The sequence below is a fragment of the Blautia sp. HCP3S3_C12 genome, assembly GCF_052064155.1.
Classification (GTDB): Bacteria; Bacillota; Clostridia; order Lachnospirales; family Lachnospiraceae; genus Blautia_A.
In genome coordinates, this window is record NZ_JBQHWC010000009.1 from 51,099 (window position 1) to 66,031 (window position 14,933).

Annotated in this window: 5 protein-coding genes and 1 pseudogene; all 6 read right to left on the minus strand. The window is 41.3% G+C overall.

Features of this window, described 5'->3' with window-relative positions; all coding sequences use genetic code 11:
• Positions 1–16: 16 nt before the first annotated feature.
• Complete coding sequence (locus ACTNDS_RS09065; RefSeq protein ID WP_441035172.1) at positions 17–358, minus strand: nucleotidyltransferase domain-containing protein; 342 nt, start codon at positions 356–358, stop codon at positions 17–19.
• A gap of 258 nt (positions 359–616) precedes the next feature.
• A pseudogene (locus tag ACTNDS_RS09070) lies at positions 617–1,852 on the minus strand (IS1380 family transposase); the annotation flags it as partial.
• Positions 1,853–2,028: 176 nt separating this feature from the next.
• Complete coding sequence (locus ACTNDS_RS09075; protein ID WP_441035174.1) at positions 2,029–4,428, minus strand: Ig-like domain-containing protein; 2,400 nt, start codon at positions 4,426–4,428, stop codon at positions 2,029–2,031.
• A gap of 172 nt (positions 4,429–4,600) precedes the next feature.
• Positions 4,601–8,545, minus strand: coding sequence for a hypothetical protein (locus ACTNDS_RS09080; protein WP_441035176.1), 3,945 nt, complete (start codon positions 8,543–8,545; stop codon positions 4,601–4,603).
• 259 nt (positions 8,546–8,804) lie between these two features.
• Positions 8,805–11,267, minus strand: coding sequence for a glycogen/starch/alpha-glucan phosphorylase (locus tag ACTNDS_RS09085; RefSeq protein ID WP_441035178.1), 2,463 nt, complete (start codon positions 11,265–11,267; stop codon positions 8,805–8,807).
• Positions 11,268–11,592: 325 nt separating this feature from the next.
• On the minus strand, positions 11,593–14,748 hold the full coding sequence (gene ileS, locus ACTNDS_RS09090) for an isoleucine--tRNA ligase (RefSeq protein WP_441035180.1): 3,156 nt from the start codon (positions 14,746–14,748) through the stop codon (positions 11,593–11,595).
• Positions 14,749–14,933 lie beyond the last annotated feature (185 nt).

Sequence of the window (14,933 nt, forward strand, 5' to 3'; positions counted from 1 at the left end):
CCGTGTTCCTTTTTCATTAGGCTGCATCAAATAATTTCACCCCTTCTTTCTTTACATTCGCATAAAACGGGTATACATCAACCCAGTTCTGAAAATGCTGCTGACTTTTTGCTATCGGTTTAATATCAAGGTCATGATCCATATTAAAATCAAAAGTTTCTCCTGACAGTTCATGGCGATATTGTTTAATATCCATATCTGACAAGTCCAGGAGAATCATTATATCTATATCAGAATCTGCCTTATAATCTCCCCTTGCATAGGAGCCATACAAAATTACTGTCTTTAAATGATTTCCATATATCTTCCGTAATATTTCGGTATACTGATCTAACAGCATTTTTATTGCTACCGGCATAATGTTTTCTCCTTTCCTACTTCGACACTTTTTCTTTATTATAACCGAACCACTATATCTTTTCTACTGCTTTCACACACTTATTTTCGGTGATCAGACCCTTACGGGCTAACTGCAATCAAAACCATCCCGACTATGTACATTATTCATATAGCTGGGATGGTTTTATGTATGGGTAAGGAATTTTATGTTATATAAATTTTAGAATTTTTTTATGTGAAAATTATTATCTTTCCGATTATTTTCGGTGGTCAGACCCCTCCAGTAAACGTATCTTGCTGAGCGGACTGCTCTTGCAGCAATCTTTATCAGCTTCAAACGAATGGTATCCACCTGTTGCTTTCGCATATTTGCAGGGAGTACCACTCGCCTAAACCAATTGAATAAGTTGTAGGCAAGCATATGAAGTCTCATGCGGTTGGCATTTACTACTTTGGAATGACTGCTGACAGCAGCAAAGTCAAATCCACCTTTGCCCTCTTTTATGAAATTTTCCATCTTGCCACGCCCACAGTAAAACTGGATGACCTGATAAGGTTCCATATCCATGTTTGTAACAATAAAGGTGTACATATGCGTCAGCTGACCGTATGGTTTTTCAATCTTGAAAACCATGCGCCTTGGATAATCCCAGGAGCCGGCCTGATACAGAAATTCACCATAAGTTACAGCATAGCTGATCTGGTCCTCTTTGGTTGCTTTGTATAAATCTTCATCTTTATCCGAAGCAAGAGCCACGAGTGAAGAATTCTGTTTTAAGCGGATGGCATAGGAACAGCCATTCATCTCACAGGTTTTATAAAGTTTGGGAGATGAGAATCCACTGTCACCACGAAGGTATGTTTTGATGCCTCTTTCCAGATATTCCTGAAAAAGGGGTTCCATAAATTTATCAGCATCATTGCTGCAGTGAAGTGTTCCATCACGAAGTTCTGCCTTCAACAGATCCCCGGTCAGACCATCATAGCAGAGCAAAGGATGGTATCCGTGTGCCTGATAATGGAAGTTGAAACCTTCCCCTTCCTGATTGCCGTATGTGCCAAATAAAGTACTGTCCAGATCCAGAAGCATATGCTCCGGACACTTTATGGAATAGATGATATCCCTAAGGCTTTTATCAATGTCATCAAACTGCAGGAGTGTATCTTCATCCATACGGTTGAAAAATCTTGATAGTGTTGGCTGTGAAGCCAGACTGTTCTTTTCAAGAATGGCATTGAAAACAGGATCAATGGCCAGTTCATCAGCACAGTCATCCTCGAAATAGGCTGAGATAATCTGATAAATCATCTGCATCAGGTTTTCATCGTCTTTGTGAAAACGGACTGATGTATCATTGGTTTTAAATTTCTTTTTGATCAGCTTGGTGAAGCCGATCTTTGCAGCGAATTCTTTTATCAGGAGAAGTCCTGCATCGGAGGATAAATCGCCTCCGTCAAAATTTATTTTAATCTGTCTATTGCTTTTCAGTGTGAAGGTGTTTAAAATATCCATAGAGAGACCCTTTCTGCGGTATTTATTTGGATTCGACACTTAAATTTTACCACATATTTGGTCTCTTTTTCTATTCACTTATTAGATGAAATGCAATAAGCAGCTTAAATACAGTAACTATGTGGCTTTCAGCTACTTTCACGGCACAGCTGTGAATAATTCAGGATAATTTATACTTATACATAAAGATTAACTACTTTTGTAGCTTTACTGTATATCCGTTTTCCGTTTACTGTCTTAAAAGCTCTCACATAATAGTTATAAACCCAGTACAGACCTGTTTGGGAATCATAAGCCTTTGTATCTTTCCAGCTTAAAGCAGAAGCTTTTACTGTTTTAGCAGCTGTACCATTTCGGTAAATTACATATCCTGAAACACCGGCTACTTTTGACCAGGAAATCTGTGTACCGCCGTTACTCATTTTGCATGAAATCTTAGAAGGAGCCGGTACAGCTGCTTTCTTTGATTTCACGGATGAAAATTTGGAATATTTGGTCTTTCCGCTTGCAGTGGTTCCGTAAGCTCGAATCTTAAATGAATATTTTACGCCTGGAACTACAGCAGTATCAAAGCTGAGAGTACCTGTTTTCAGTGTTTTTATTTTCTTATAAGAAGACCGGGAATTTGTTTTGCAGTAAATCTGATATCCCTTGGCACCAGGAACCTTACTCCAGGTTAAATGTATTTGGTTTGCAGCTTTCTGGGAAAGCTTCAACGTTGGTGTTACCAGAGGTGTATCTGTCTCCGATACTCTCACCATTATCTGGCACTGGGCCTGGAAATCTCCTGCGGAGGCAGTGATCACAGCCTGGCCATAACCATTTCCCTTGATGGTTCCATCCTCTGAAACAGATGCAATCTTAGGATTACTGCTTGTCCAGACTACATCTTTGACATCATCGGAATTAGAAGGTGTAAAGGAAGGGGTAAGCTTCTGGGTATTGTCTTCATCAATTGTCAGATTAGTCTGATCCAGAGAAATTCCTTCAAGAGGAGTTGTTACTACCGGAATTTCATAAAGGAATGTATTGGAGCTGTCATAATTATCATTGTCATAATTTCCGGACACCCACACTATATTCCGGCCCCATAAAATTGGCTGGGAATCTGTTTGGATGGTGACATTTTTATATAATTTGGACAATATCACATTTCCGGAACCATCCATCAGAAGGTAATGCAGAATACTCTGATCTGTAGTTTCCTCTGAAAAAAGGACTGCGTACTGATTATTTTCAACCGGAATAAGCTTCGGCTCTGTCAGGGTTACTTCAGCTCCTGATGGAGAATATTGGGTAAGCCAGATAAATTTAGAAAGCATGCTGTTTTTATCTGTGACTATCATAAAAATATTTTGGTTAAGGTTTTCATATCCGGTCTGACCATTTACTGCAAATTCATGAGGAACCGATTTTCCTACAGTGATCAGGTTATTTCCAGCCAGAGAAAATCCGGTTACCTGACATCCGGTGTAATTATCACCTGTAGCACCCATGAAAGGAAACAAATCTACCGCCCTATCCTGAGCAATATATCCGCCAGAATATGCTGAAAAGGAGGACAGAATCAGACCTCTGTAATAGGCATCACCATGGTCCAGGAAATATACACGAGAACCATCATTTACAACAAACTGATTGAAAGAATGACTGCAATAAGGCATGTCTGAATCGATCAGGGTCATATTCTGGGTGTTAATGACAAAAGTGATATCACTCTGATGATGAACCCCTTCCATTCCATACATTTCCCTTCCTGTATGGACAATCAGGGTAGAACCAATTTGAGTCATACGCAGAGATGCTGCATCAAAAGGAATGTAAATTCCCTCAAACATATTTGTATATCCACCACTAATATCTGTTGCTCCAAGCAGTTTCCAGGCACGGCTGTACTTGAGAACCCGGGCAGCAATCACATTATTGTCTTCATTAAGGTTTTTCTGCCCTACTGCAACATAAAAGTTGCCATCAGGTGCAGCGTAAAAGCCTCCCCACAATGGAAGAGGAAGTTGGACTTTTGTTACGCCGGTAATATTAAGATCAGAATTGCAGGCTGCATCATATAAAGTCTGATCCTTCCAGGCAACGATATGCAGACATCCTGTCTCGTCCGTATAATAAGAAGTATATTCGGGATTTGCCCAGTTCCAGCTGTAGGATCTGCTGTTAATTCCCATGCCTTTGAGCTGGGAAAGAGCTTTCCTACGTCCAAAAGAAGATTTTTCAGAATAAGTAGAGGTTCCGGCTGTTATTCCCTGACCTGCGCTTTCTACCAGTATGTCCCCTTCTGGAACAGGTGGGATTTCTTTTTCATCTGAAAAAGGTTCCTCTTCTGTCTCTTCTGAAGTGAATTCGTCCGCTATATCATCGAAATCTGTTGTATTTTCGGACTCTTCAGGTGCAGAAAGATCTTCTGCATTTACTTCCTCTCCTGCATCAGCTTCAACATCAGATGAATCTTCCGCAGTCATCGCATAGCCAGGATCCGTAAAATCGCCTGCTCCATACGCAGAAGCAAAATTCATTAATGCCATAGAAGATGCCAATAATAAAGTAATCAGTTTCTTTTTCATTATTTTCAATTCCTCCTTTGCAATTTCTGCATAGTTTCATATTTATATTTTATCAGAATAGTTATTCATTTGCCAGAAAAATTGCATTAGTTATTCAAATATCCTAAAAAGAACCCCGGTCAATAGACCGAGGTTCTTTTTTTAGGAATCTGTATAAATTTACCCAAAGGGATTATTTTACTCTTACAGCTTTTACATTTGACCAGCGGCTGAATACTTTCTTGCCGTCGTCAGATGTTCTGTTGAATGCATGGAGTCCTGCATAGTAGGTTCCTTTTTCTACATTCTTGAATGTCACTTTAACTACATTTCCTTTAACGTTCTTCTTAACCAGTGTGCCATAGTTTACTGGACGGATTTCTCCGTTCACCTTCTTAGCTGCTGTTCCAAGAACTACATCATAACCCTTAGCATCAGATGCCTGTGTATAGGTTACTGTTACTGTAGATCCTTTTGCTTTTACACTTGTGATTACCGGCTGGGACGGTGTGATGGCAGATACTACGAATGGGAATGCATTAGACCACTCGCCGAATACCTTCTTGCCGTCAGCTCCACGTTTCCAAGCATGGCAGTATGCATAGTAAGTACCCTGCTGAACATATTCAAAGCTTCCTGTTGTCTTAACCTGGTTCTTTGTTACTGCTCCATAGTTCTTGTTTGTGATGCAGTCACGGTCTGCAGAGATTACATAGTCATAACCGGTTGCATTTGCAGATTCTCCACCAAGTACTACAGTTGCTTTGTTTCCTGTGATGCTTATATTTGTGATAACCGGTGTTCCGATTGTCTTTCCTGTCTCATCCTCACGTACAACCTTAACTGTCTGGCTTCCTGTGTAGTATTTGGAATCCTTGTTAGCAGTTACTGTTACAGTGTCATCTGCATAAGATACAGTGTACTCTGTATCTGCTACTTTAACGCCTGCGTTGTATACAGTTACAGCTGGTTTCTCGTCTTTCTTGTACTGAGCTTTGTCAAGAACTACCTGTGCATTTGCCATGTCTTTCTTTACAACGCCCCATGTTCCGGTAATTTCACCTTTATATCCGTTGATACCATGAACAGTTACTTTCATAGTCTTTCCGTTGGTAAGATCTGAAATTGCAGAGTAAGTAAGCTTGTAATCCTGATTTTCAACAAGTGTCTTTCCGCCAACTGTTACAGTAACGTTAGGTCTTACCGGCTGTCCTGCAGCATACTCACCATCAGCGATGGTTACATGCTGTTTCATGATTTCATATTTTTTAATATAGAATTTGTAATCAGCACCTTCGACAGTGTAGTAAACTGCATCTGTAGAATCAGTAACCTTCTGTGTACCAGTAAAATTACCTTTACCAACTACCGCAATATGAGCAATACCTCTGCCAAGTTCACTGTCCTCATAAGTTTCTTCTGATTTTCCATATGTATTATCTACATAAACGATTTCATAATCGTTTTCTGTTACATATTTAGCATAGTCTCCGGTAGGTGTAAATACAGCTTTTGCAAATGTATGTGGTTTTCCGTCTACAGCAAAGTATACTTTCTTCTTCTCGCCATTTTTATATTCATACAGAATATCGTTGCGACCAACTGTATATGGAGTACCATTTTCATCATATACTTTCAGCTCACCTTCCAGTGCTCTTGGAGTAATCTTAAATTCAGCATCTTTCTGGCCAGTGAAGTTCTTATTTCCAGCAACTGGTTTCAGGATTACATGTCCTGTTCCAACGTTTACATTTGTGTTTGGATATACGAAATCAAACTGTTTGGAAACATCATTTCCGTTTAAGGTTACCTTGTAGATGGTAGGTTTGATTACATTTCCTGTGTATACTGTTCCTGTGTTTCCACCCGCAAATTCAACTTTAATATCAGCAGCATTTGCAGCTGTGATCTCATAAGTTGCAGAAAGAGTTGTTGTGCTGTCGTAGATACCGTCTGCTGGGTTTGCATTGTCACCAATACCCTGAAGAATAACAGTTGCTGTTCCCACATCTTTGGCATTCTTGTAACCTACAATCTCATAATCAACACCCTCTGTCAAAGGTTCTTCTCCATCCATAACTTTAAGGGTTGGTTTTACAACTGCTCCAGTATAAGTATAAGACTTAGGCTCTACAGTTACTGTGCACTTGGAAAGGTCTCTCTTGGAAATACGAGTAATATTCTCAAATACAGAATCTTCAGACTCGGTTCCCTTATAGTTTTTGTTTGTAATCTGTACAGTTGTGATGATAATACCATCAATCATGTTAGTAGTATTGAATTTGTAGGAAATGGTATAATCTTTTCCTTCTTCCAGTGTCACATCCTTACCATCAACTTTTGCAGTTACAGTAGTCTTAGGTGCATACTGGGAAGCTTTTGTATATCCCTTTACATAGGAAACTTTCTCAGCTGTCTTAGCAGTTGCTTTTACTGCATTGATATCAAAGTGATAAATTTCTTCACAGTGTTCATAGCTCTTCAGACCTTTGATGATAACTGTTCCGGCTTTCTTTCCGGCATCAACACCCTGTACAACTACTTCGTAATTTTCCGGAGACAGAGCTACTGTTTTTCCACCTTCTTTTTTTGTAAATACAACTTTAGATTTATCAATAACTCTTTCTTTACCTGTATAAGTAGCAGCTGTTGTAAGATAAGTTTTGGCATCATCAGTTAATTTATATCCTTCATGAGCAAATGTCTCATTGCCAAGAGTATAGGACATTTTCTGGAAGCCAGTCGTGTTTTTATATTCCCTCTTTGTTTTGGTATCAACTGCTGTAATCTCCAGATCATATGTCTTAGTTCCGGCTTTCGGAGCGTCTAATACCTGAACATCGTAATCTACTCCCATTACCAAGTTCAGCTCTTCGCCTGTTGTTTTATCATAGAAATGTATATTTCCGTTAAAACGCTTATCATTGAATGTTAACACAGTTCCATCATATGGGATACTGCTAATCTGGATGTTTACATTTGCAAGATTTCTCTTGACAACTTTATAGCCATCTGATGTTGTCAGTTTGCCCTGGTCTCTTACAGATTTTGTTACATAGTTAGGAGCGCTGTCCAATGTAACTTTTGCTTTATGTGTCTTATTATCAACAGTAAAGTTTTTTGCATCCTTACTATCTGCTTCTACAGATTTGATTACAGCTGTAGATAATGCAGTTGCCTTAACGTCAGAAATAGCTGGTGTGATTACATTTCCTGTATACTCATATGTTGTATTTGGCTTAGCCATGGATGCTTTGAATTCACCCTTTGTTGCTTCCTTAACCTGAATCTTGTAATCATAATTTAAGCTTCCGGAATACAGTTTTGTATTCTTTGGTGTTGCTGTAATTGTGAATACAGAATCTGCATCTGTGCCATTATCGCCTGCTTTGAGGGTAGAAGTAATATCAAATTCAGAATTATCAAGTTTTGTGCCATCTGCACCAGTGAATTCTGCTACAATCTGCTTTGAATCAGGTGACTGATCTTTTCCATTATATGTTACCATATGACCAGGTGCACCCAAATAGATAAGGCTTGCACGACCAGCAGCCTGCTCACGATTTAAGTCTACTGCTGTAACAGTAACTGGATCACTTTCGTATACCCAGGAATCATTGCCAAGTGTGGGTGTCCATCCATTGTCATATTTATCAGAATAAATACGTAATGTTACCTTTCTTCCTAAATCTGCAGCAGTTGGCTGATATGCTGTAATAGTTCCATCATCTGTATAAACAGGTTGCGGTGTCTGAGCAAGACCATCTACATACCAGGTGTAATAAAACTCATCGACTACGTCGCCGTCTTTATCGTAGAATTCTCCATTTGCCTCTACAGGATTAGTCCAACCTGTCTGAGAAAGTTTAATATCTGTTTTAGATTCAGATACAGCTGTTGCTGCTTCTGCATCTGCTGTAGTATCTGCTACAGGTGCTTCTGTCTCAGCATCATCTGTAAATGCGTCTGCTGTATCTGCTACAGGTGCTTCTGCTTCAGAAGTTACTGCAGCGTCTGTACCGTCACTGAACTCAGCAGCCCATACCGGCACATTAGAAGTAGCAAGCATTGCAACTACAAGAGACATACTTAATGTCTTTTTAGCCATGCCCTTCTTTGTGTTTTTAATCTTTGTCATGATTATAGTTCCCCTTTCCTTAATATAACTATTTTCTTTTTGGGTAAAGATTCCTAGACATAATCTGTCTGTTATGGTTAATAATAGTGCTTTAACCACTTTTTGTCAAGTGTAATGCTTAAGAATTTTACGATTTTTTTAAATTTTCCTGCGTGTTGAATCATTTTATTTCCTTGATTTTTTCCTGCATACCCCCATAATTTGTTACATATTGAGAGTGTTTTCCGGAATTGTCACAAGATGATGTATTTCTATCTGCTTATTTCTTTCTCACAATCACCTTATCCAGATGCCAGATATCATCCACGTATTCCTGGATGGTTCTGTCGGAGGTGAATTTGCCGCTGCAGGCGGTGTTGAGGAGGGCTTTCTTTGCCCAGCCTTTTTCATCTTTGTATGCTTCTTCTACGCGCTTCTGAGCGTCTGCGTAGGAGCGGAAGTCTGCAAGGATGAAGTAGCGGTCTGCTCTGTCTGTGTTCTTGTTGGTGAGCAGGGAATCGTACAGGTCGCGGAAGAGCTCTGTATCGCTGGAGAAGGTTCCGTTGATGAGCTGCATCAGTACCTGACGGATTTCTTCGTCTGTGTTGTAGATTACGTTTGGATCATAGCCGCCGTTGTTCTCATAGTTGATAACTTCATCGGAGCTTAAGCCGAAGATAAATGCGTTTTCTGCACCTACTTCCTCTACGATCTCTACGTTGGCACCGTCCATGGTTCCCAGTGTAGGTGCACCGTTGAGCATAAATTTCATATTACCTGTACCGGAAGCTTCCTTGCTAGCTGTAGAGATCTGTTCGGATACATCTGCTGCCGCAAAGATGATCTCTGCGTTGGATACACGGTAGTTTTCAATAAATACAACTTTGATCTTTCCATTAATAGAAGCATCGTTGTTTACTACATCTGCCACGGAGTTGATCAGCTTGATGATCTTCTTGGCTGTTGCATAACCTGCAGATGCTTTTGCACCGAAGATAAAGGTTCTTGGATAGAATTCCATTTCCGGATGCATCTTGATCTGGTTGTACAGATAGATAACATGCAGGATGTTCAGGAGCTGACGTTTGTACTCGTGAAGTCTCTTAACCTGTACATCGAAGATGGAGTGCGGATCTACTTCTACGCCGTTGTGCTCAAGGATGTATTTAGCCAGACGCTCTTTATTCTTGAACTTGATGTTCATGAATTCCTGGAGTGCTTTGTCATCATCTGCGTAAACTGCCAGTTTCTTTAACTGCGGAAGGTCTGTAATCCAGTCCGGTCCGATATGCTCTGTGATCCAGTCTGCAAGGAGTGGATTTGCGTGAAGCAGGAAACGTCTCTGAGTGATACCGTTGGTCTTGTTGTTGAATTTCTGTGGCATCATTTCATAGAAGTCTTTTAATTCCTGGTTCTTCAGGATCTCTGTATGAAGGCGTGCAACACCGTTTACAGAGTAGCCTGCTGCGATTGCAAGGTGAGCCATCTTAACCTGTCCGTCGTAGATGATTGCCATCTTTTTGATCTTCTCGTAGTTTCCCGGGTATTTTGCCTGGATTTCGAGAATGAAACGACGGTTGATTTCTTCGATGATCTGGTATACACGTGGAAGCAGTCTGGAGAAGAGCTCGATCGGCCATTTCTCAAGTGCTTCGGACATGATGGTATGATTTGTGTAAGCAACGGATTTGGTTGTTACTTCCCATGCTTCGTCCCAGCCAAGTCCTTCTTCGTCCATGAGGATACGCATTAACTCTGCTACTGCTACAGTTGGATGGGTATCGTTCATCTGGAAGGTTACTTTCTCATATAATTTCTTAATGTCGCTGTGTTTCTTCTTATATTTATCGATTGCTGCCTGTAAACTTGCAGATACGAAGAAGTACTGCTGTTTCAATCTCAGCTCTTTACCTGCATAGTGGTTGTCGTTCGGGTAAAGGACCTCTACGATGTTGCGGGCAAGGTTCTCCTGCTCTACTGCTTTCTTGTAATCACCTTTGTCAAAGGAATCCAACTCGAAGTCTACGATTGGTTCTGCATCCCAGATACGAAGTGTGTTTACTACATCGTTATCATAGCCTGTGATCGGCATATCATAAGGGATAGCTTTTACTGCCTGATATCCTTCATGAATGAATTTGTTTCCGCCCTTTTCAGGATCGTATTCTACTCTTACATATCCGCCGAAGTGTACTTCTTTGGCATATTCCGGACGGCGAAGTTCGAATGGGTAGCCGTTCTTTAACCAGTTATCCGGTACTTCGATCTGGTAACCGTTCTCGATTTTCTGTTTGAACATTCCGTAGTGATAACGGATTCCGCATCCATATGCAGAGTAGTTTAATGTTGCGAGAGAATCAAGGAAGCATGCAGCAAGTCTTCCCAGACCACCGTTTCCAAGAGCCGGGTCTGGTTCCTGGTCTTCGATGCAGTTGATGTCGAATCCCAGCTCATCAAGAGCTTCTTTTACTTCGCCATATGCACAAAGGTTGATCAGGTTGTTTCCAAGGGCACGTCCCATCAGGAATTCCATGGACATGTAGTATACAGTCTTTGGATCCTGTTCGTCGTATGCTTTCTGTGTTTCAAGCCAGTTATCGATGATAACGTCTTTTACTGTGTAGCTTACTGCCTGGAAAATCTGCTCCTGTGTAGCTTCTTCAATTGTTTTTCGATAGAGGAATTTTACGTTGTCTTTTACGCTTTTCTTGAATGCCTCTTTCTTGAACATTTCGTTTGTCATTTCATACCTCCCGTAATGGTTTCACTGTTCACTTTATTCTCAGCAATACACCTTGCGGATATTGCCGGTGAACCTCTTCATTCCGTCAACTCTTCTGTTTTCTCATATCAGAGAAATTGGGGGGCAAAGAATCTCCGCCTCCAATTTCCTCTCTGAAATCAGACTATCACAGATAATGATACTCTTTTTTCGACAGTCTGTCATGTGTATAATTGCCGAATTTTATAACATTTTTTTGTTATCGTGCATTGCGAAAGTAGTATATTTCCTGTGAAATACCTGTAACTTATCAGTACCTTGTCAATAATTGATCAAATGTTGTCAATTACAGTTTCTTAACACCCATAGTTACTGCTTCTTTGTTGATGTTCCACTCTTTCACATAACCATCGGTCTCGCCAAGTACCATTTCGTCTGCAAGTACTTCAGATTTGATCTCATCTTCATGTGCTTTCATAACTTCCTGGATCTTGTCGTTTCCATGAGCGTATACTACGATCTTATCCATGACTTCGAAGCCTGCTTCTTTTCTCATGGTCTGGATCTTGCTGATGATCTCGCGGACGAATCCTTCTTCGATCAGTTCAGGTGTGAGGTTTGTATCAAGAACTACGGATGTTTCACCGTCGGATTCAGATACATAGCCTTCTGTCTGTGCTGTTTCAATAAGAAGGTCTTCTTCTGTAAGTTCTACATCATTTCCGTTGATATCCAGTTTCAGGACACCGTTGGTTCTCAGTTCGTTCATTGCTGCTGTTCCGTCAATGTCTGTGAGAGCCTGTTTAATTCCGCCGAGGAGTTTACCGTATTTCGGTCCTACTGTACGAAGCTGTGGTTTGAAGCTGTAGGAGATAAAGGATTCTACGTCATCTGCAAATTTTACTTCTTTGACATTCAGCTCGTCTGCGATGATGTCTGTGTAGAATTTGTCCATCTTCTTCTCAGCTTTTACATACATAGTTCCGATCGGCTGACGGTTCTTGATGTTTGCTGTATTTCTGCATGCACGTCCGAGAACTACGATCTCAAGAAGTTCTTTCATATCTGCTTCGAGGTCTTTGTCGATCCATGCTTCGTTTACAGTCGGGAAGTCGCAGAGGTGGATACTTTCGATAGCATCTTTGTCTACGCTTCTTACCAGGTTCTGGTACATGTCTTCTGTCATGAACGGGATCATCGGAGCTGCTGTCTTGGCGATTGTTACCAGTGCATGGTACAGAGTCATGTAAGCGTTAATCTTATCCTGCTCCATTCCTTTTGCCCAGAAACGTTCACGGCTTCTTCTTACATACCAGTTACTCATCTCATCTACGAATTCCTGAAGTGCTCTTGCTGCTTCCGGAATCTTGTAGTTTGCCAGATCATTGTCTACTGCCTGAACAGTTGTATTTAATCTGCTAAGGAGCCATTTATCCATGACTGGAAGCTGGTCATATTCAAGGTTGTATTTGGTCGGATCGAAGTTGTCGATATCTGCATATAATACGAAGAATGCGTAAGTATTCCAGAGTGTGCTCATGAATTTACGCTGTCCTTCTACAACTGCCTTGCCGTGGAAACGGTTCGGAAGCCATGGAGCACTGTTGATGTAGAAGTACCAACGGATGGCATCTGCGCCGTATTTGTTCAGTGCATCGAATGGGTCAACTGCATTTCCTTTGGACTTACTCATCTTCTGTCCGTTCTCATCCTGGACATGTCCCAGAACGATTACGTTCTTGTATGGTGCTTTATTGAAGAGCAGTGTGGATTCTGCAAGGAGTGAATAGAACCATCCACGAGTCTGGTCTACTGCCTCGGAGATAAAGTTTGCAGGGAACTGCTGCTCAAATAATTCTTTGTTTTCAAATGGATAGTGGTGCTGTGCGAAAGGCATTGCTCCTGAGTCGAACCAGCAGTCAATAACCTCCGGTACACGATGCATTTCTCCACCGCACTCCAGACACTTCAGTGTGATCTCATCGATGTATGGGCGGTGAAGCTCTACTGTCTTGGCTCTCTCATCACCGCTCATCTCGAATAACTCCTGACGGCTTCCGATGGAATGCATATGTCCGCATTCACACTGCCAGATGTTCAGTGGTGTTCCCCAGTAACGGTTACGGCTGATACCCCAGTCCTGAACGTTTTCAAGCCAGTCGCCGAAACGTCCTTTACCGATGCTCTCAGGGATCCAGTTGATTGTATTGTTATTTCTGATCAGGTCATCTTTGACTGCTGTCATCTTGATAAACCAGGATTCTCTTGCGTAGTAGATCAGTGGTGTGTCACATCTCCAGCAGTGTGGATATTCATGCTCGAATTTCGGAGCATCGAAAAGTTTGCCTTCTTTGTCCAGGTCTGTGAGAACCATAGGGTCTGCTTTCTTTACGAAAACGCCTGCGTATGGAGTCTCTTTTGTCAGGTTACCCTGTCCGTCTACGAACTGTACAAATGGAAGATCATAGTTACGTCCGATTCTGCTGTCGTCTTCACCGAATGCAGGTGCGATATGAACGATACCTGTACCATCGCTCATAGTAACGTATGTGTCACATGTTACGAAATGAGCTTTCTTTTTCTGTTTTGCTGCTGCTTCTCCTGCACATGCAAAAAGCGGCTCATACTCTTTGTGTTCCAGATCTGTTCCTTTGTAGGTTTCCAGAACTTCGTATGCTTTTTCACCTTCCTCTTTTGCAAGTTTGCCGAGGACTTTGTCCAGAAGTGCTTCTGCCATGTAATATGTGTATCCGTCTGCTGCTTTTACTTTGCAGTAAGTCTCATCCGGGTTTACGCAGAGTGCAACGTTGGACGGAAGTGTCCATGGTGTTGTTGTCCATGCAAGGAAGTATGCATCTTCACCGATAACTTTGAATCTTACAACTGCGGAACGCTCTTTTACAGTTTTGTATCCCTGGGATACTTCCTGTGCAGAAAGCGGAGTACCACAACGTGGACAGTAAGGAACGATCTTGAAACCTTTATACAGAAGTTTCTTGTTCCAGATTTCTTTCAGTGCCCACCATTCGGATTCAATATAGTCATCATAATAAGTTACATATGGGTGTTCCATATCAGCCCAGAAACCAACTGTGGATGAGAAATCTTCCCACATTCCTTTGTATTTCCAGACACTTTCTTTACACTGTTTGATAAATGGCTCCATACCGTATTCTTCGATCTGTTCCTTGCCATCCAGTCCCAGTTTCTTCTCTACTTCCAGCTCTACCGGAAGTCCATGAGTATCCCATCCTGCTTTACGCGGAACCATGTAGCCTTTCATTGTACGGTATCTCGGGATCATATCCTTGATTACACGTGTAAGTACATGACCGATGTGCGGTTTACCGTTTGCAGTAGGCGGTCCGTCGTAGAATGTATAGGTTTCTCCTTCTTTTCTGTTTTCCATACTTTTCTCAAAGATATGGTTCTCTTTCCAGAATTCCTCGACCTTTTTCTCACGGTCTACGAAATTAAGATTCGTATCAACTTTCTGGTACACAGCTGTTTCCTCCTATTTCTTCTGATAATAAAAAAATCGCCCTTTTTGTAAAAGGACGAAGGTTTCTCTACTTTCGTTATACCACCTGTTACACGGTACGGGCGTCACTGCCGATACATGCATCCTCTAACGGGGATTACCGTCAGCTCTTACACGGCGCAATGCCCCTGGGAACTGAAACTCCG

Excerpts from the sequence above, each read along its gene's own strand:
- ACTNDS_RS09080 (WP_441035176.1), bottom strand. The coding sequence starts at position 8,545 with ATGACAAAGATTAAAAACACAAAGAAGGGCATGGCTAAAAAGACATTA.
- ACTNDS_RS09085 (WP_441035178.1), bottom strand. The coding sequence starts at position 11,267 with ATGACAAACGAAATGTTCAAGAAAGAGGCATTCAAGAAAAGCGTAAAA.
- ACTNDS_RS09075 (WP_441035174.1), bottom strand. The coding sequence starts at position 4,428 with ATGAAAAAGAAACTGATTACTTTATTATTGGCATCTTCTATGGCATTA.
- ACTNDS_RS09065 (WP_441035172.1), bottom strand. The coding sequence starts at position 358 with ATGCCGGTAGCAATAAAAATGCTGTTAGATCAGTATACCGAAATATTA.